Origin of the sequence: Gilliamella sp. BG1 (genome assembly GCF_046635625.1) — a bacterium.
Lineage (GTDB): Bacteria > Pseudomonadota > Gammaproteobacteria > Enterobacterales > Orbaceae > Gilliamella > Gilliamella bombi.
On sequence record NZ_JBIDFG010000014.1, the window covers coordinates 1 to 16980 of the forward strand.

At 35.4% G+C, this 16980-nt stretch carries 14 protein-coding genes and 1 riboswitch; of the genes, 6 read left to right on the top strand and 8 right to left on the bottom strand.

The annotated features are described in order from the left end of the window. The 4 genes from ACGH80_RS08595 to ACGH80_RS08610 form a co-directional block, all read left to right on the top strand. Positions 1-1181, top strand: a 1181-nt coding sequence (locus ACGH80_RS08595; protein WP_411630938.1) for a hypothetical protein, incomplete at its 5' end; no start/stop codon positions are given. A gap of 597 nt (positions 1182-1778) precedes the next feature. After that, entirely contained in the window at positions 1779-3416 is a 1638-nt protein-coding gene (locus tag ACGH80_RS08600) for a hypothetical protein (protein ID WP_411630940.1), read from the top strand. An 817-nt stretch (positions 3417-4233) separates the two neighbouring features. After that, positions 4234-5229 (top strand): hypothetical protein, encoded by a 996-nt coding sequence (locus ACGH80_RS08605; protein WP_411630942.1) that lies wholly within the window; start codon positions 4234-4236, stop codon positions 5227-5229. A gap of 955 nt (positions 5230-6184) precedes the next feature. Continuing rightward, positions 6185-7162: a hypothetical protein gene (locus ACGH80_RS08610; RefSeq protein WP_296300835.1), complete on the top strand. Its 978-nt coding sequence runs from the start codon at positions 6185-6187 to the stop codon at positions 7160-7162. A gap of 326 nt (positions 7163-7488) precedes the next feature. On the opposite strand, the gene ACGH80_RS08615 is transcribed toward ACGH80_RS08610, so the two are convergent. From ACGH80_RS08615 to ACGH80_RS08625, 3 genes are all read right to left on the bottom strand, one after another. Continuing rightward, positions 7489-8520, bottom strand: a complete 1032-nt coding sequence (locus ACGH80_RS08615) for an AI-2E family transporter (RefSeq protein ID WP_065589472.1) — start codon at positions 8518-8520, stop codon at positions 7489-7491. A 280-nt stretch (positions 8521-8800) separates the two neighbouring features. Beyond that, positions 8801-9739 carry a hypothetical protein gene (locus ACGH80_RS08620; protein WP_296318154.1) on the bottom strand — a complete coding sequence of 313 codons (939 nt, stop codon included), beginning with the start codon at positions 9737-9739 and terminating at the stop codon, positions 8801-8803. A gap of 347 nt (positions 9740-10086) precedes the next feature. Further along, a complete protein-coding gene (locus ACGH80_RS08625; RefSeq protein WP_174798628.1) occupies positions 10087-11022 on the bottom strand; it encodes a hypothetical protein in 936 nt (311 codons plus the stop codon). 122 nt (positions 11023-11144) lie between these two features. Here ACGH80_RS08625 and ACGH80_RS08630 point away from each other — a divergent pair, with 122 nt between their 5' ends. Both ACGH80_RS08630 and ACGH80_RS08635 read left to right on the top strand, forming a co-directional pair. Next, complete coding sequence (locus ACGH80_RS08630; RefSeq protein ID WP_034912296.1) at positions 11145-11345, top strand: heavy-metal-associated domain-containing protein; 201 nt, start codon at positions 11145-11147, stop codon at positions 11343-11345. Between the two features lie 179 nt (positions 11346-11524). After that, entirely contained in the window at positions 11525-11983 is a 459-nt protein-coding gene (locus ACGH80_RS08635; protein WP_296318155.1) for an STY0301 family protein, read from the top strand. A 66-nt stretch (positions 11984-12049) separates the two neighbouring features. Here the strand turns inward: ACGH80_RS08635 and thiD are convergent, their stop codons facing one another. The 5 genes from thiD to trpS form a co-directional block, all read right to left on the bottom strand. Then, positions 12050-12844 (bottom strand): bifunctional hydroxymethylpyrimidine kinase/phosphomethylpyrimidine kinase, encoded by a 795-nt coding sequence (gene thiD, locus ACGH80_RS08640; protein ID WP_411630944.1) that lies wholly within the window; start codon positions 12842-12844, stop codon positions 12050-12052. Positions 12845-12855: 11 nt separating this feature from the next. Then, positions 12856-13497: a thiamine phosphate synthase gene (gene thiE / locus ACGH80_RS08645; protein WP_411630946.1), complete on the bottom strand. Its 642-nt coding sequence runs from the start codon at positions 13495-13497 to the stop codon at positions 12856-12858. 12 nt (positions 13498-13509) lie between these two features. Continuing rightward, the gene (gene thiM, locus ACGH80_RS08650) at positions 13510-14295 is read right to left on the bottom strand and encodes a hydroxyethylthiazole kinase (RefSeq protein WP_411630948.1); all 786 of its coding nucleotides are present in this window, start codon (positions 14293-14295) and stop codon (positions 13510-13512) included. Positions 14296-14359: 64 nt separating this feature from the next. Further along, positions 14360-14461: riboswitch (TPP riboswitch) on the bottom strand. Positions 14462-14498: 37 nt separating this feature from the next. Next, a complete protein-coding gene (gene trkA, locus ACGH80_RS08655; RefSeq protein WP_065589479.1) occupies positions 14499-15860 on the bottom strand; it encodes a Trk system potassium transporter TrkA in 1362 nt (453 codons plus the stop codon). Positions 15861-15968: 108 nt separating this feature from the next. Then, entirely contained in the window at positions 15969-16964 is a 996-nt protein-coding gene (trpS, locus tag ACGH80_RS08660; RefSeq protein ID WP_411630950.1) for a tryptophan--tRNA ligase, read from the bottom strand. Positions 16965-16980: the final 16 nt, after the last annotated feature.

Consider the following 16980-nt stretch of genomic DNA (forward strand, 5'->3'; position numbering starts at 1 on the left):
TGGCTGATATTGAAATGATAGTCCCGCCATCAAGCGACTCAATAAATATAAATGATTTAGTGACCCAAGGTAAATGGGGAGATGATGATGGTGATGGACAGGGTGTAAACGGTGTTGTAGCATCGGGAAGTATATCGGTATCATTTACGGATAAAGATGGTAGTGCCGTTAGTCGTGGTGATGCATTAGATATATGTAAAGCACCTTATAAGGTAACCTTAGATATTTCGGAGGGAGCTTTAGCTACGCAGTATGGTGAGCCAAGAAGTAGTACTTTTAGTGGAGGAACAGCGGAGTATTATATCACACCACCTTCACCGCCCGTTATTTGTGCGGTCAGGCCGAATTTGAATTTTGGTAAAAATTCTAATGGATGGGATTTTGCAGGCCCAGCTAACATTTGGAATCCAGCTAAGGGTTTTTTAGTTCAGTCAACAAACCCATCATCTTACGACCAAAACTTTCCTACTACAGGAGCAGATAGATTGTATTTTGATTTGGACATAGGGGGTATTGACGCAAGTCAGTTGCGTTGGACAGTTAATACAAGTGGTAGTCTAAATGCAACGGTGGCTTGGAGGTTGCCAAACCAAGGTACAAACGAAGATAGATGGATTACGGATAAATCAAAATATGTAACACGGGTAACGTTAAATGGTCCAAGGGCAAGTAGTAGTCAGCTAAGTTCAAGTAATCCTGGTCAAATTACCGTGCCATCTTTGCCACAGAGGTTTGAGTTGGTGGGAAGGGATAGTAGTGGTAATGAGGTGAGGTATGGATTTGAGTTGAGACAGTGGTTTGTTCATCGAGCAGATAAAAGGTTTTCTGTCTCTGAGCAGGCCGCTTGGTGCCGTAGTTTGGGATACCATCTTTCACGGGTCAATGAGGTAACTAACGCAGTTTGTTCTGGAGTGGGGGTTAATCCTGCTTACCCTTGTACTGGAGCTGTTGGCGCTACGCCGCCGTCATCTGGTAATCATTACCAGCGTCAAATTGGTGCAGCTTTGTTCACAGAGTGGGGTTACATGAATAATTATGCCGATGCAGGTTTTCTCTATTTCGATCATTGGACGAGTGACGCTATAGGAGGCGATAAACACTTCGCCGTTAACTCAAACGATGGCTATGTGGACAGCAATAAGGACTCTCTCAACAGGTATGGTATTTGTACCACACCTTAGTGTTTATTTTTTAATTTGTAGACGTAGGAGGGCGCTGAGCAGGCAAGGCCAGTGAGCCTTGCGCTTTAATGACTGAAAGCCAAAACAGCTCCCGTTCGATACGAATTAAAAGCTTGTGCTTTTATTATTAACTGGCTGTTATTAAAAAGTTGTTATTAATAGCTATTATCAAATAACAAAAGTGCCTTTCTTAAAAAGCCAAATTCAATGTAATAAAAAAATAGCTAGCCTATAATTGTTTGATTTCATTTAAAAATAAAAAATCTAATAAAATCAATGACCTACCTAAGTAATTTTAGAGCAAAAAACACACTTATAGCTCCACAATGCTAATATGCTTGCCTTATCACAGCATCAAAATATACCGATAACGAAATAAAGCTAGCACGCCAAACTGGGCTGTTGGGCGTGTTTGTGTTTTAGATGTTATCAGCAATATTAATCATTCTGCTCATCTTTACATTTCTTTACAAAAAAATTGCTAAAAAACTAGCTAGTTTTTTTTTAATAGCTATAATTCTATTTATTATGGAAGATAAGCTTATTTAATGAATAAATAAGTATAAATATAAAGAATTATTTAATGGATGGATCGTAATGCAGTATTATTTTAGACTTCAGCACTGGAAGGCCTATGTCTTAAATCTTTTTAACCATTTAAATCTTAAAAAATTCTTAAAATTTTTTATTTTATCAAATAAATCTGTCGATTCATTTGTATTTGTTTCACGATTAAAATTTATCCTCAAATTTCCAATTCCGTTGTCTTTGCTATTGATGTCGCTATTACCATATTCATTTAGCTTACAGGCATTAATGGTAAGTACATCTAAGGTCATTCATGGTAGTGCGCCGTACTTTACGTTTGAAGGAGGACGAATAAAAGCAACAACGACTGACACGTTATTAGCTATTGAGTTGCCTGATGGTAGTACCATCAGACCATCAACTAATTTATCGAGTCCGACAAATCCGATAACCTTAATTAATGGAAGTGCTTTTAATGATATACACATGGCGGTGCCACAGGGGACAAATTCAATTAGTTTAAATGATTTAATTACTCGAGGTAATTGGGGAGATGATGATGGCGATGGTGATGACAAAGTTACGGCAACGGGAAGTTTGTCGGTTTATTTTGCTGACAAAGATGGTAATGCTGTTAATCGTAGCGATACACTAGATATTTGTAAAGCGCCTTATAAAATAATATTAAGTAGCACAGAAGGTAGTTTAACAACTCAGTATGGAGTGCCAAATAGAAGTGCTTTTGATGATAGTACAGTGCTATATTACATCAAACCGAATTCATCTGGCAGTTGTTACTTTGTGCGATACGTAAGACCAAATCTAAGATATGGTAGTATTACTGATGGTTGGGGGATGGACTTCGCAGGTCCACCTAACATATGGGATTCTAAAGAAGGTTTTCTTGTTCAGGCAACTAATTCATCCGATTATGGACTTAATTTTCCAACTACGGGCTTAGATGGTTTATATTTTGATTTAGGTATTGAAGGTGGAGATGCAAGTCAGTTGACTTGGCATGTTGAGACGAAAGGGGATATAAAAGCAACGGTAAGTTGGAGGAGACCAATCCAATTAAGTGATAGTGATATTTGGATTCCTGAGAGATATCAGGAAGATTATTATGTTACGCGGGTAACATTAAATGGTCCTAGTGCAAGTCCTAGTCAGCTAGATTCAGATTCTCCTAGCCGACTGAAAGTTCCATCTTTACCACAGACATTTGAGTTGGTGGGAACAGATAGCCTTGGTAATGAGGTGAAGTATGGATTTGTGTTAAAGCAGTGGTTCGTTAGTCGTGGTTTGGACTATTATCATATGTTTGGTTTTGTAAAACAATCAACATGGTGTGATAGTTTGGGTTATAAAATGTCACGGATAAGCGATTTAACCAATGCGAAATGCGGTATTTCGTGGCCGATGATGCCGTTTCCATGCGATGCAGATGGTGCTAAACCTTCTTCAGCAGGTAATTTTTATCAACGACGAATTGGTGCTGGATTTTTTACTGAATGGGGTCGTGTGGGCGATTACGGCGAAAAACCTTCCTCCTTGCAATATTTATGGACGAGTGACTTCTATGCAGTTACGGCTGAAGGCATGGTTATGGATTTTATGGGTATGGGTAAAGATTTTATTGCTGGTCTTATTGCTGATGGTCAGGATATGTTCCAATTTCCTGTTATTTGCGCCACACCTTATGAATAGGGTATGGGCGTTTATGGTGTAAATAGAGGTAATATAACCAAGCATGCAGCCTGTGAGTTAGTTGGGACGCTGAACAAGCAAGGGCTTTTAGCCTTGAGCTTTTATTATTAAACAACGGTTATTAAACCACTGTTATCAAATAACAAAAGCGCTTTTATTAAAAGTCAAATTCAATGTAATAAAAAACTATCCTATAAAAGATTGATTTTATTTAAAAATGCAAATAAAAACTTCAATAAAATCAATGCTCTACCTGAACGTTTTTAGAGCAAAAAATCTAACAATACCACAAGATTAATATACTCGCTTTACCATGGGGTTTAAATGTGCCAATAGCTAAGCGAGGTTATTCCACTAAATAGGGTGAGCTGGAATGTAGGTGTAGATATTAATAATTTCACCAAATCTCAAAATGACGGAAACATAACACCCTATTTTAATTATAAAATTAACCTATCTATAAAACCGAATCGTTTTCATCTTTACATTTCTTTACAAAAAAGTCCGCCAAAAAACTAGCCAACTATTTTATAAATGGTTATACTTTCATCGCTGTAGGAAAACAAGCTTATTAAATAAGCGAATAATTATAAAAATCTAAATAAAACAAAATATTACTTGACACGAGGAACGTGATGCATTATCATTTTAGGCACAAGGCACAAGGCACAAGGACTGGCAAACCTATGTCTTAAATTTATCAAATAATCTTATTCGACGCGTTCTTGCACGAAATTTATTTGTACCTTCCAAATTATCTCTCAACGTATTATCGAAATTGTTCCAAAAAAGCTTATTGGTGTTGGGGCTGTTATTATTGTTATCTTCATGGAGTTTACAGGCATTAACTAGTAAAAGTGGTCGTGCAAATAATCATCGTAGTGATGCAATAGTGCTACCTGCTGATCCAGTTATCTTATTTGCGACCCCTACCCTTTCCCCTTACTATCTTTATAATGAAGGTATTAACGATATTCAACCTGAACCCACGACACCTGAATTTGTTTACAATAAAGGATTTTTTGCTCAACTACATCCTTTATATGCTTTTAATTTTCCTACCACAGGTGCTGATGGGTTATTTTTTGATTTAGTTTTAGAGGGAAATGTAAATGATTTAATATGGGATTCTGATACACATGAAGGAATTACTGCCACAGTGACAAGTATACCAAGGAATGAGTCTTGGTTTTATGAGGTTTGCAGTACTCTGGAAAGTTTTATGCCTTCCTGTAGTACAAGAACTATTTTTAAAAAAAGTACATTTATACGCGTTATTTTAACAGGTCCATCAGCAAATCATGCTCAAAGAAACTCCAATAATCCAAGTCCAGTTCGTAAGCCACATTTGCCGCAAACATTTGAATTAGTGGGTAGAAATAGATCTGGTGAGGTATTGAAGTATAGTTTTATATTGAAGCAGTGGTTTGTCCATCGTGGTGATAAAATGGGTAACCAATCTGAGCAAACCGCATGGTGTAATGCGATAGGTTATCGTATGCCAAGAGTAAAAGATCTGACCAATGCGAAGTGCGGTGTAGGTGACTCCCGATACGACAATTTTCCTTGTAGAAATGGAATAGACGGCGCTTCACCACAGTCACGCCGTAATGATGTACTACGCAGTATAGGAGCAGGATTCGTAACGGAATGGGGAACCTTGACTATGTACAATAGTGCAGGCTTTACCAGGCGTGGTAACTATTGGACTAGCGATAGCGATTTCTTCGTAGAATCGGGCAGTGGCCAGGTTAATAACCTAAACTCAAATTGGGTTTCTAGCTCTAATGGTGGTATTTGCGTTTATCCTTAATACTAATTTCTTATTTTTTATATAAAAGAGATATTAAGCTTGGAATTAATCAAAAGTAAAGCAGTTAAAGAATAACGCTCAGCTTAAGTGAATCTAAGCTATGAAGCAAGCGTTAAGCGCTTTTACACAGCAAGTAAAAGCGCTTTCAGTGAAATAATAAAATAACAAAAAACGCAGTAATTTTATCATTTTACAAAAAACTAGATTACATCATGAAGTGCAACTCGTCTTAGCTCCTTAGAATAAAAGGAGGCAGGGCTTTTATTCTAAGGCCGTTTTCTTGGGCGCGAGTTCAATAAATATTGTATTTTCTTTATCTGTTCGTCGTCAACGAATGAAATAGTCGCTGACGTTTGTTTAAACATGCGGCAATCTGCTCTGGCTGTAATAATGTATTAGGTATTTTTCAATTTGATGTCATACCGAGCCTCTATGGGCCTATCATTACCGCTGTTTTTTCGCCTTTTCCGAGCAAGTGTCACCGCCTCATGCGCTTGATAGGCTTGTTTACGTTTGAATTTCTTTTTATCTCACGACTTATTGTCGAAGGATATTTAGAAACATAACACATATTTTAATTAAAAATTTAACTATCAATAAAACTGAACCGTTTTTATTTTTACATTTCTTTATAAAAAAAGTCCGCCAAAAAACTAGCCAACCATTTTTTAAATGGTTATACTTTTATCGCTATAGGAAAATAAGCTTATTAAATAAGCGAATAATTATAAAAATCTAAATAAAACAAAATATTACTTGACAGGTGAACCATAATGCATTATCATTTTAGACACCAGACACCAGACACCAGCACTGGCAAACCTATGTCTTGAATTTATCAAATAATCCTATTCAATGCGTTCTTGCACGAAACTTATTTGTATCTTCCAAATTATCTCTCAACATATTATCGAAATTGTTCCAAAAAAGCTCATTGGTGCTGGGGCTGTTATTATTGTCATCTTCATGGAATTTACAGGCATTAACTAGTAAAAGTGGTCGTGTAAATAATCATCGTAGTGATGCAATAATTTTATCTTCGACGGTGCTTATTGACTATGTAAGACCGAATCTAATGAAAGCTGACAGCCAGTTACCTGCAAGCCCAGTTGATATATGGAATCCTCATAAGGGCTTTTTAGTTCAATCAATTGATCCTGAATCATACAATCTAAATTTCCCGACCACAGGTGCACATAATTTATATTTTGATTTACTCATAACAGGAATAGATGTAAATGAATTGACATGGTTACCCGTCACACATGAGGGAATTACTGCAACAGTGACAAATGTTGTAGCTAATGATAGGTGGATTCCTGATGAAGACAAGGGAAAAGTTTTTCCCCGTGTTAAGCTAACAGGTCCAGTGGCAGGAAATCAATGGGATAATCCGAATCCTAGCCGAATTACTGTACCAAAGTTACCGCAGAAGTTTGAGTTAGTGGGTAAAGATAGTGATGGTAATGAGGTAGTAAGATATGGGTTTGAGTTGAGGCAGTGGTTCGTCAATCGAGGAGATAGAAGAGATACCGCTTCTAACCAAACTACATGGTGTAGCAGTTTGGGTTATCGTATGCCACAGATAAAAGATTTGACTAACGCTGTCTGTGTGGATCATAATCCTTATTCTTCTGATCCTTCCTATTCTAAGTGCAAAAATGCAGTAACTATTGATGCTAAGCTGTCGTCAGGTAATCGGTTTTATCAACGACGAATAGGAGCAGGATTTTTCACAGAGTGGGGAATGATAGACACATTCTTTATCCCCGATGCGGGTTTTGTAGGTTCTGCTTATTTGACCAGTATCCCTTGTTCGGAGGAAAAAAATGGCTTCTTAGCAGTACACATGGGGGGGGGGGACCTAGGTATGTGTGGCAAGGATGACGACGTGGCAACCTTGCGTGATCATGTTATTTGCAGTACACCTTAGCTGTTTATCTCTCCATTTTTGAGTTGCAGAGGGGCTGAAGCAGACAACGTATGTGCGCTTTTGTTATTAAGCAGCGGTTATTAAATAACAAAAGCGCTTTTTTTAATCCAAAATCGGTGTAATAAAAAATAGTCAGTCTATAAATGTTTGATTTATTTAAAAACATTAAACATAAGCTTCAATAAAATTAATGGTTTATCTGAACAATTTTGGTGATTTTAAAGTTTTGACTATGTGGTAATAAATTAACTTATTTTTTACTATGAAAATCTATTTTATAACAATCAGATAACTATCAATTTATACAAATCTTAATTTGAATAGATTTAAATAATTCGTAATTCTTTTAGTGATAATTTTATAAACGCATAAAAAATAGGCGCAAAAATTAAACCAATGACACCAAAAAGAGTTTCTAAAAATAGCATCGCAATTAGTAATTCACAGATACCAGCATGGATTTTTGTGCCGACAATTTTAGCATTAAGTACATATTCCATTTTATGGATTAAAATTAAATAAACAATAATTATTATTGAAACAGAAAATGATACGGTAAATGCGACAAAAAAGATTATTGTATTGACAATCAGGTTTCCAATAATTGGAATTAGACCAAAAATAAATGTTGCTAGCACTAAACTTTTACTAAATGGCAAATGAATACCAAACACGGGCAGAATAATAAATAGTAAAATCGCCGTCATTACGGTATTAAATAATGCAATCACAACTTGAGAGATAGCTACATATTGGAAAACCACAACTAATCGGTTTAGGCTGGTTTTCAAGGCTTTAGTCAATGGTCTTTGTGTAATTTGATTATGATCAGCGTTGCGTTGATTTTCTTTATAACCCAGAATTAATCCAATGATCATTCCTACAATTAATATAATTAAATCATGAAACACTTTTTTAATAATAGATTGTAGATAAAACACATGATCTTTAAGGTAAATCATTATAGTTGATTTAACTTCATCTAGATCATCAGGTAAATAATGGGTAATACTTGTTGGTAGACTGCTGATTACATTGTTGACCAGTAATTTCAAATTTGTTAATGTTTCGGTTGGATGCTTGGCCATATCAACAAACCAAGCAAATAAATACCAAAAGCCACCAATAAAAATGCCAATAATTAAAGTGGTAAGTACCAATACCGAAATTAATTTTGACCTATGGCTAAAACGTAGCATTTTTTGTGATAAAAAATCATCTAATTTTTGTGTTAACGTATAGGTTAATAAGCCTGCAATTACTGCAGGCATTAAATGCACTTGCATTAAGATAATGAAACTAACCGAAAATAGCACAAGGCAAAACAGCCCTAATTTTTGATTGTTATTAAGTAACATTATTGATTTATTTCCTTTAATAATTAATGCGATATATTAAAACTATGAGTATATGAAGTAAAAATAGATGAAATTATAACAGATGGTTAGTTATTCATCCGCTTATTATTACTAGCTAAACAAAGTCAGTCTTAACAAATATTTTTTATAGTGATAAAAATATGGGAATGCAGTCTGTCATATAAACGCTAAGGTATAAAACTATTTAAAATAATCTTATACCTTTAAAGTGAGGTTGTTTAACAACCTCTTTTATATTTTGGAAATGACTAAGGCAATGCTATTTAATTACATAAAAATTAACATCGCGAGTACTTCGGAGGGCATCAACAAATTGCCTTAATTCTTTACGGTAACTTTGCTCAGGATCGTTTTCTTTTGTGCATTTGTCTACAGAAGAATAGCTTTTCGCCATTGCATCATTTGAGGCTAAATTATTGTATGGTTTTGTAAAATCACTACCTTTTAATGTCATAAGATGATTCCAATCATTTAACAGGCCTTCCATATATTGGCGACCTTCTTCGCATTTTATGTTATTTAAGTCAATCTTAGGAATAACATATTGGCTTATCTCGCTGAACTTTTTAGGCTGGTAAGGAAAACTAATGTCTTCTTGTTCATCTTCTTTTATAAGCTCAATAAAGTCGCTTTCACGATATAATTTTCTAAAACGTTCTTGATAAGATTGGTTTTTCTTTAATCTTAGGTCTTGGGTTATTTCTTCTGGGAAAGCCTGATCATAAGAATAATTCCAATGATAATCACTCCTTTCAATCAATATATCATTAATTAATTTTGCTGGCATTTCTATTTCTTGCTCTTTACCATCAATAATGGCTGGGATTTTATTGATTTCTCTGTTTTGTTTTAAGATCTTTTCGTATTCCTCATCACTAATTTCAGAGGTTGAATAGATGACTGTATATAAATAATAGTTGCTTTGAGTTGGGTTAATAAAACCTGATTCTCCAAATTGAGCCGGTTTTACGACAAAATTGAAGTCGTCATTATTATACGATAAGGTATGTTTGCCGTATTCAAATGTATAATTAACACCTGATTTGGCAGGGATAGTTAGTTCTTTACCATCGATAGTGACTTTTATTTCGTTAGCAGTAGGATTGTCAATCCAACGGTCGATAGAGCTAGGTTCAGAACAGCCAACAAGTGTTAGGCCAAAAGCTAGTAGTAAACTGTATTTTATTTTCTTCATCATAAAATTTATTATAAATATTAAGAAAAGACTATGATGCTATCATATTATGAATAAATTTGTAGTGGTTTTAAGTTTTTATATGAATTTTTTTTACTATTAACCAAGCTGGCTAAGTGTAGGTTGTCAGGAAATTTGCTTTAATTCCCTAAATTTGATGTGGTGATTGTAGCTATTTTGATCACTAAAAGCCCAAACGCCCGAAGCCACCGCATAAAATCCACGCTATTACTAGTAAAAAATTTGTTATTAAAGTTGTTGATTTTTTTGTGGTTTTTATTTATAGGCTTTTTAATTAAAAACAAAAAAGGCTACTAAGTAGTCTCTATTTGTCAAAGTAACACTCAATACTATTTAATTACATAAAAGTTTGCATTGCGAGTATTTTGGATAGCATCAGTAAATTGTCTTAATGCTTTGCTATAAGTTTGCTCTGGATCGTTTTCTTTTGTACACAGGCTTTCTGTTTCGTAGTCTTTATCTATTGCATCTTCTGATACTAACTCATTGTATGGTTTTGTGAAATCACTACCTTTTAAGGTAAGAAGATGATTCCAATCATTTAAAAGACCTTCTAGATATTGGCGACCTTCTTTACACTTTATGCTATTTAAATCAATATCAGGAATAACATATTGTTCTATTTCGCTGAATTTTTTAGGACGATAATGGAAACTAACTTCTTTCCAATTAATATTTTCTTTTAAAAAATCAATAAAATCACTTTCACGATATATTTTTCTAAGTCGTTCGTAATGTGGTTGGCTTTTATCTGATTTTTGGGTGACTTTTTCAGGAAATGGCTCATCATAAGAATAATTCCAATAATTATCAATTTTTTCGATAAATACATCGTTGATTAATTTTAGGGGAAGCTCAACTTCCATTTCATCACCGTCAATAATGACTTCAATATTATTGAACTCTTTGTCTTTTTTTAGAATTTTTTCATATTCTCCTTCACCCAAATCAGATTCTGAATAAATGAGAGTGTGTATAAAATAGTTGCTTTGTGTTGGGTTAATAAAGCCTGATTCTGAAAAATATTGAGCTGGTTTTGCAACAAAATTGAAGTCTTCATTGTTATACGATAAGGTATGTTTGCCATATTTAAAGGTATAATTAATACCTGATTTTGCTGGAATGGTTAGCTCATTTCCATCAATAGTGACTTTGATTTCGTTATTGGTAGGGTTGTCAATCCAACGCTCAATAGAGCTAGGCTCAAAACAACCAACAAGTGTTAGGCTACAGGCTAGTAGTAAACTGTATTTTATTTTCTTCACTATAAAATTTATTATAAATATTAAAAAGGAATATGATGCTATCATATTGTAGGTAAATTTGTGGTAATTTTAGGTTTTTATATGAATTTTTTTTACTATTAACCCGTAAATAGTGAGGATGTATGAAATTAATCGTCGATAATATGAGTTGTCAACACTGTGTTAAAGCAATAACAAAAGCAATTAATGATATTGATCCAAATGCAAAAGTGACCGTTGATTTAACCAAACACGAGGTTGATATCGAAAATAGTTCTATTTCGCAAGAAGCTGCGATTACTGCTGTTAATGAGGCTGGTTATGAGTTTGTTAGGATTGTGTAATAACTACATCTATATTTGACGGCACTAGGCTATTTTGAAGCATCTTTTCTATTTTAATTTGTTGAAATTTCAAATTAAAACAGAACTAATAAAACTTTGTTTAAGGTATTGGCATATTTTGGGGAATGCTAGAATGCTTTTATCTGTTTATTAATAGGCTATTGTTATAAGGATATATTATGAAAGGTAAAATATTGAGTGTTACTGTGGCTATTATGGCTTGGTGTGGTGCAGTTTTTTTTGTTAATGCTTATCAGATTGATTGTCCACAAAAATTTAATATTAAAGAAGAAGTTGTAAATATGCCTGATGGGTGGGAAGTTTCTAATGATATAAATAGTAAGGAGGCATCCTTTTTTAGTATGATTGTTTATCACGATAAGCCTTCTAGAATGGCGGCTTTAAAACCAGCAAAAGGAACGGTTGACGGTAAGAAACATGAGTTAATATGGGAAGTTAATTATAAGACAGATGTTGAACCTTATTATGTTAGTTGTTCTTATAATGGAACTAGAGTTGAGTTGATAAAACAAATTGATTTATCAATGAAAAGTTGTTGGGCTGATTATTTTGAAGACGAGCAAGGAAAGCGAGGAACGCTCAGTTGTAGTACGAGTGAAGCAAAAGATCTGCATTAGTTGCGTATGGGATTTGTTGTTATATGCAATAGTTAGTAACGTAAATCCCATTAATATTTTGAACAATTACCACCAGCGGTAAAAATGATGCGTTGGTCCAATTCCTTTCCCTATATTTAAATCATCGGCATGGCTAATTGCGCCTTGTAGATAATTTTTTGCTTGGGCGATTGCTTCTTCTAAATTATTTTTAGGTAATAATGCTGCAATAGCTGCTGATAATGTGCACCCCGTTCCGTGAGTATTTTTAGTTTGGATGCGTGGAAAGGTCATTCTTATTATATTATTGTGTGTGATCAAATAATCAGGGCTTTCTTTGCTTGGTAAGTGTCCACCTTTCATTAATACCGCTTTACAGCCTAACTTGAGTAATTCATGCCCTTGTTTTTGCATTTCATCTTCGGTTTTAGCTTCATCACAATCGAGTAGCGCTGCTGCTTCTGGTAGATTGGGAGTAATAATTGTGGCTAAGGGTAATAAAAGCTCACGAATAGCTGTTACGGCATCAGACTTTAAAAGGGGATGTCCACCTTTAGCAACCATTACAGTATCTAACACGATAGTAGGAATAGGGTTTGTTTTAAGAAGGTGGTGAACGGTTGCAACTATTTCTTTATTCATTAGCATACCCATTTTTACGCTATCAATTTGAATATCTTGATAAAGTGTATTAAATTGGGCTTCAATAAATTCGGGCGATATAGCTAATACCGCATCAACTCCTTGCGTGCTTTGTGCTGTTAGGGCAGTGATAACTGACATACCATATGCACCAAGTGCAGAAAAAGTTTTTAGATCGGCTTGAATACCTGCACCACCGCTAGGATCAGATCCTGCAATGGTTAATGCAATTGTTGTCATGATAGTATTTCCTATTTAACTTGTTTGATTTTGTTGATAAGCGATAATGTTGCTTGTTGAATATCTTTTTTGCCACAAATAGCCGAAACTACAGCAACGCCGTCAATGCCCGTTTGAATAATATTAGTTATATTGTTTTCATCAATACCACCAATGGCAACAGCTGGGCACTGTTTTAGTTTGACTAATTCAGTTAATTGTTCTGTTCCTATTGCTACCGTTGTATTTTTTTTGGTTATGGTTGGGAAGATAGGCCCTATGCCAATATAATTAACCTGCTGCCAAGGAACTGCTTCAAGTTGTTGTTGGTTAGTTACCGAAAGGCCTAACCATTTATCTTTGCCGATAAGTTGTCGAGCTACATCAACAGGCAAATCACTTTGCCCAATATGGACACCATCGGCATCAACCGCTAAAGCAATATCTACATGGTCATTTATAAATAGTGGAACAGAGGTGTCGTTTAATGCTTCTTTCAATGCTAAGGCAGCGTAGTACCAATCTTTACCGCTAAATTCATGTTCAGATCTTAACTGTATTGCAGTCACACCATTTGAAACAGCAATCTTTGTGGTGTTTACCATGCCATTAATGCCACCGCATAATAATGGATCAAGGACTAAATAGAGGGTTAAATCCAGTCGTTTTTTCATTTGATTTCCTTATTAAAGCGATGGGTTAAATGTTGAGAGTTGATCTAATAGTGATATCGAGAAAGTTCCTAATCCTTGTTGTTTATTAGCTAGTTCACCAGCTTTTTTCATCATAAAACATGCACAGGCAGTGGCTGATAATGGGTCAGGAGAATTAGCTATGAAAGCCGCTACCATTGCAGATAATGAACATCCTGTACCTGTTACTTTTGTTAAAGCAATATCACCTCCAGTTATACTATATGTGCTGTTTCCGTTAGTTATGTAGTCAACATCGCCCGTCATTGCGACAATAGTTTGATATTTTTGCGCAAGCTCTTGGGCAGCGTTTAAAGCTGATTGAGTTGTGTCTTGACCGTCGGGTCCTTTTGAGAAAGATTTTTGACCATTTAGTGCTAATATTTCTGAAGCATTACCTCGTATTACTGCGGGATTAAATGATAATAATTGATGTGCAATTTCAGTTCGATAATTAAGTGCTGCTCCTACAGCAATAGGATCGAGTACCCATGGGGTTTGTGTTTGCTGTGCCTTGGCGGCCGCTAATAGCATACTTTGGGCTGTGTTGCTGTGAATAGTGCCAATATTAATCAGTAAGCTATCGGCAATACTGACAAATTCAGCAACTTCTTGTTCTGCAATCACCATTGCTGGAGATGCACCAATAGCAAGTAGTACATTGGCGGTAAAGTTTTGGACTACATCATTAGTAATGCAATGCACTAGTGGGCGGTGTTGTTTTATATGATTGATAAAAGGAGCGGTTTGGGTAATTTGGAATGATTTGGCTACTGACATATTTCTTCCTTTCTTACTGATTTATTAATTCTATAAATGTCGGGAAGAATTTGCCAATTTAAGGCTTTTATGGCTTAGACTTCCCTACGCTGGTATAATCCAGATCAGGTTCAACGGGTGAAATCTCAGTTTTTTGTTTAGACAAAAAACACCCCGAGTCAAATTGATTTTTTATTATGAACTGATTATCTGTTTTTAACAAGCTATTGTAATAATCTTTCAATATCAGTAATTGCTTTTCTATCTGGTAAGAAGATGATTAGATGATCATTGTCTTCTATGGTTAAATCAGTATTAACGATAATAACATCTTCTCCACGCACTACAGCTCCAATGGTTGCACCCGATGGGAGTTTTAGGCCATTAATATTTTTGCCAACCAGTCTTGATGTTTCACCATTACCATTGGCAATAATTTCGACAATTTCGGATTCTCCTTGTCTTAATGAAACAACTTTAACAACCCCAGTTTGTCTAACATGGCTTAATAGCTCAGATATTGTGGCGTGTTGTGGGGAAATCGCAATATCAATCACACTATCATTAATTAGTTCAAGGTAGGCTTGGCGTTGAATTAATACAATTACTTTTTTCGCTCCCATTCTTTTGGCTAACATGGAGGACATGATGTTGGATTCATCATCACTGGTAACAGCGATAAATAGATCAGTAAGTTCAACTTGTTCTTGTGAGAGCAATTCTTGATCCGATGATTCCCCATGTAATACTGTTGTATTAACAAGTTGCTCGGCAATTAATTCTGCTCGTTCGGCATTTCGCTCAATTAATTTGACTTGATAGTTATTTTCTAAACGTTTTGCTAGAGCGACAGCGACACCACCACCGCCACTGATAATTATTCGTTTATATGGTTTTTCTAACCTTTGTAACTCACTGGTCACCGCTTTGATATTAACGGGGGGAGTTATAAAGTAGACCATATCGCCCGCTTCTATAAGTGTTGAACCAAGCGGTCGGATAAAACGGTTTTTACGGTAAATAGCTACTACTCGAGCTTCAACATGCGGTAAATGTTCTTTAAGTTCTGATAACTCACTACCTACTAAAGCACCACCATAATAAGCGGTGACGGCAACTAAACAGACACGATTGTCGTAAAAAGATGCAAATTGTAGCGAACCAGGATATTGTACTAATTGACTAATATGGTTGGTGATAAGATTTTCTGGAGCAATAATGTGATTTATATTTATACAATCTTTGTTGAAAAGAGGGTAGTTTTCGTTATTGTATTCAGGTGATCTAATGCGTGCAACTTTTTGTGGAATATTGAACATGACATGCCCAATTTGGCAGGCCATCATGTTGACTTCATCAGAGTTAGTTACAGCAACAAGCATATCAGCTGATTCAGCACCAGCACTTTCTAAAACTTGTGGGTATGATGATTTTCCGCAAATCACCTGTAAATCAAAACGTTCTTGTAGTGATTGTAATTTATCATAATTTTCATCAATCACCGTGACATCATTTTGTTTTTCAGTAACAAGATATTCAGCAAGCGCACTACCTGTTTGTCCTGCACCAAGAATAATAATCTTCATAACTAACCTGTATATTTAAATGGCTTTAAGTGTTACCCATTTTCCTTGTATATTAAAGCCATTGCATACTGTTTTATTTTTAGTAACAATCAGTTATTAATTTTTCAATTATACAAAACCGATTGCATCATAAACTTTTTTCAAAGTTGGTTCGGCTTTTGAGCGTGCTTTTTCTGCCCCTTCCTGCATTATTGAAATTAGATAACTTTCATCATCTCGATACTGATGATACTTCGCTTGAAGTGTAGTTAGCATATCAATGACTTGTGTTGCTACTTCGGTTTTAAGGTGGCCATACATTTTGCCTTCGAACTCTTTTTCAAGTTCGCTGATAGGCTTACCTGTCACGCCAGTTAAAATGTCAAGTAGGTTTGAAACACCAGCTTTATTTTTTAGATCGTAACGTACCACAGGTGGCTCATCTGAATCGGTCATTGCACGTTTTATTTTTTTCTCGATATCTTTTGGATTTTCGAGTAAACCAATTACGTTATTGCGATTTTCGTCTGATTTAGACATTTTTTTAGTGGGCTCTTGTAGTGACATGACGCGAGCACCCACTTTCGAAATAAAGGGCTCAGGAATAGTAAATATGTCACCGTAAAGCGCATTAAATCGCATAGCAATGTCGCGTGATAGTTCAAGATGTTGTTTTTGGTCGTCACCTACTGGTACTAAGTTTGCTTGATAGAGCAAAATATCCGCAGCCATCAGTACTGGGTAATCAAACAATCCCGCATTGATGTTTTCAGAATGACGAGACGATTTATCTTTAAATTGAGTCATACGGCTAAGTTCACCAAAGTAGGTGTAACAGTTTAATGCCCAGCCGAGTTCTGCATGCGCAGGCACTTGTGATTGTACAAAAATGGTACTTTTTCGCGGATCAATACCACAAGCTAAATATAGAGCGAGTGTGTCTAATGTGGCTTTACGTAATTTGTTCGGATCTTGGCGTACGGTAATTGCATGTTGATTGACGATACAATAAATGCAATCATATTCGCCTTGCAGAGCCACCCAATTTTTTAAAGCACCTAAGTAGTTGCCAAGTGTTAGTTCTCCTGATGGCTGAGCGCCACTAAATACAATCGGTTTGCTCATAATTTATTCCTAATCT

Excerpts from the sequence above, each read along its gene's own strand:
- ACGH80_RS08635 (WP_296318155.1), top strand. The coding sequence starts at position 11,525 with ATGAAAGGTAAAATATTGAGTGTTACTGTGGCTATTATGGCTTGGTGT.
- ACGH80_RS08615 (WP_065589472.1), bottom strand. The coding sequence starts at position 8,520 with ATGTTACTTAATAACAATCAAAAATTAGGGCTGTTTTGCCTTGTGCTA.
- thiM (WP_411630948.1), bottom strand. The coding sequence starts at position 14,295 with ATGTCAGTAGCCAAATCATTCCAAATTACCCAAACCGCTCCTTTTATC.
- ACGH80_RS08620 (WP_296318154.1), bottom strand. The coding sequence starts at position 9,739 with ATGATGAAGAAAATAAAATACAGTTTACTACTAGCTTTTGGCCTAACA.
- ACGH80_RS08600 (WP_411630940.1), top strand. The coding sequence starts at position 1,779 with ATGCAGTATTATTTTAGACTTCAGCACTGGAAGGCCTATGTCTTAAAT.
- thiD (WP_411630944.1), bottom strand. The coding sequence starts at position 12,844 with ATGACAACAATTGCATTAACCATTGCAGGATCTGATCCTAGCGGTGGT.
- trpS (WP_411630950.1), bottom strand. The coding sequence starts at position 16,964 with ATGAGCAAACCGATTGTATTTAGTGGCGCTCAGCCATCAGGAGAACTA.
- trkA (WP_065589479.1), bottom strand. The coding sequence starts at position 15,860 with ATGAAGATTATTATTCTTGGTGCAGGACAAACAGGTAGTGCGCTTGCT.
- ACGH80_RS08630 (WP_034912296.1), top strand. The coding sequence starts at position 11,145 with ATGAAATTAATCGTCGATAATATGAGTTGTCAACACTGTGTTAAAGCA.
- thiE (WP_411630946.1), bottom strand. The coding sequence starts at position 13,497 with ATGAAAAAACGACTGGATTTAACCCTCTATTTAGTCCTTGATCCATTA.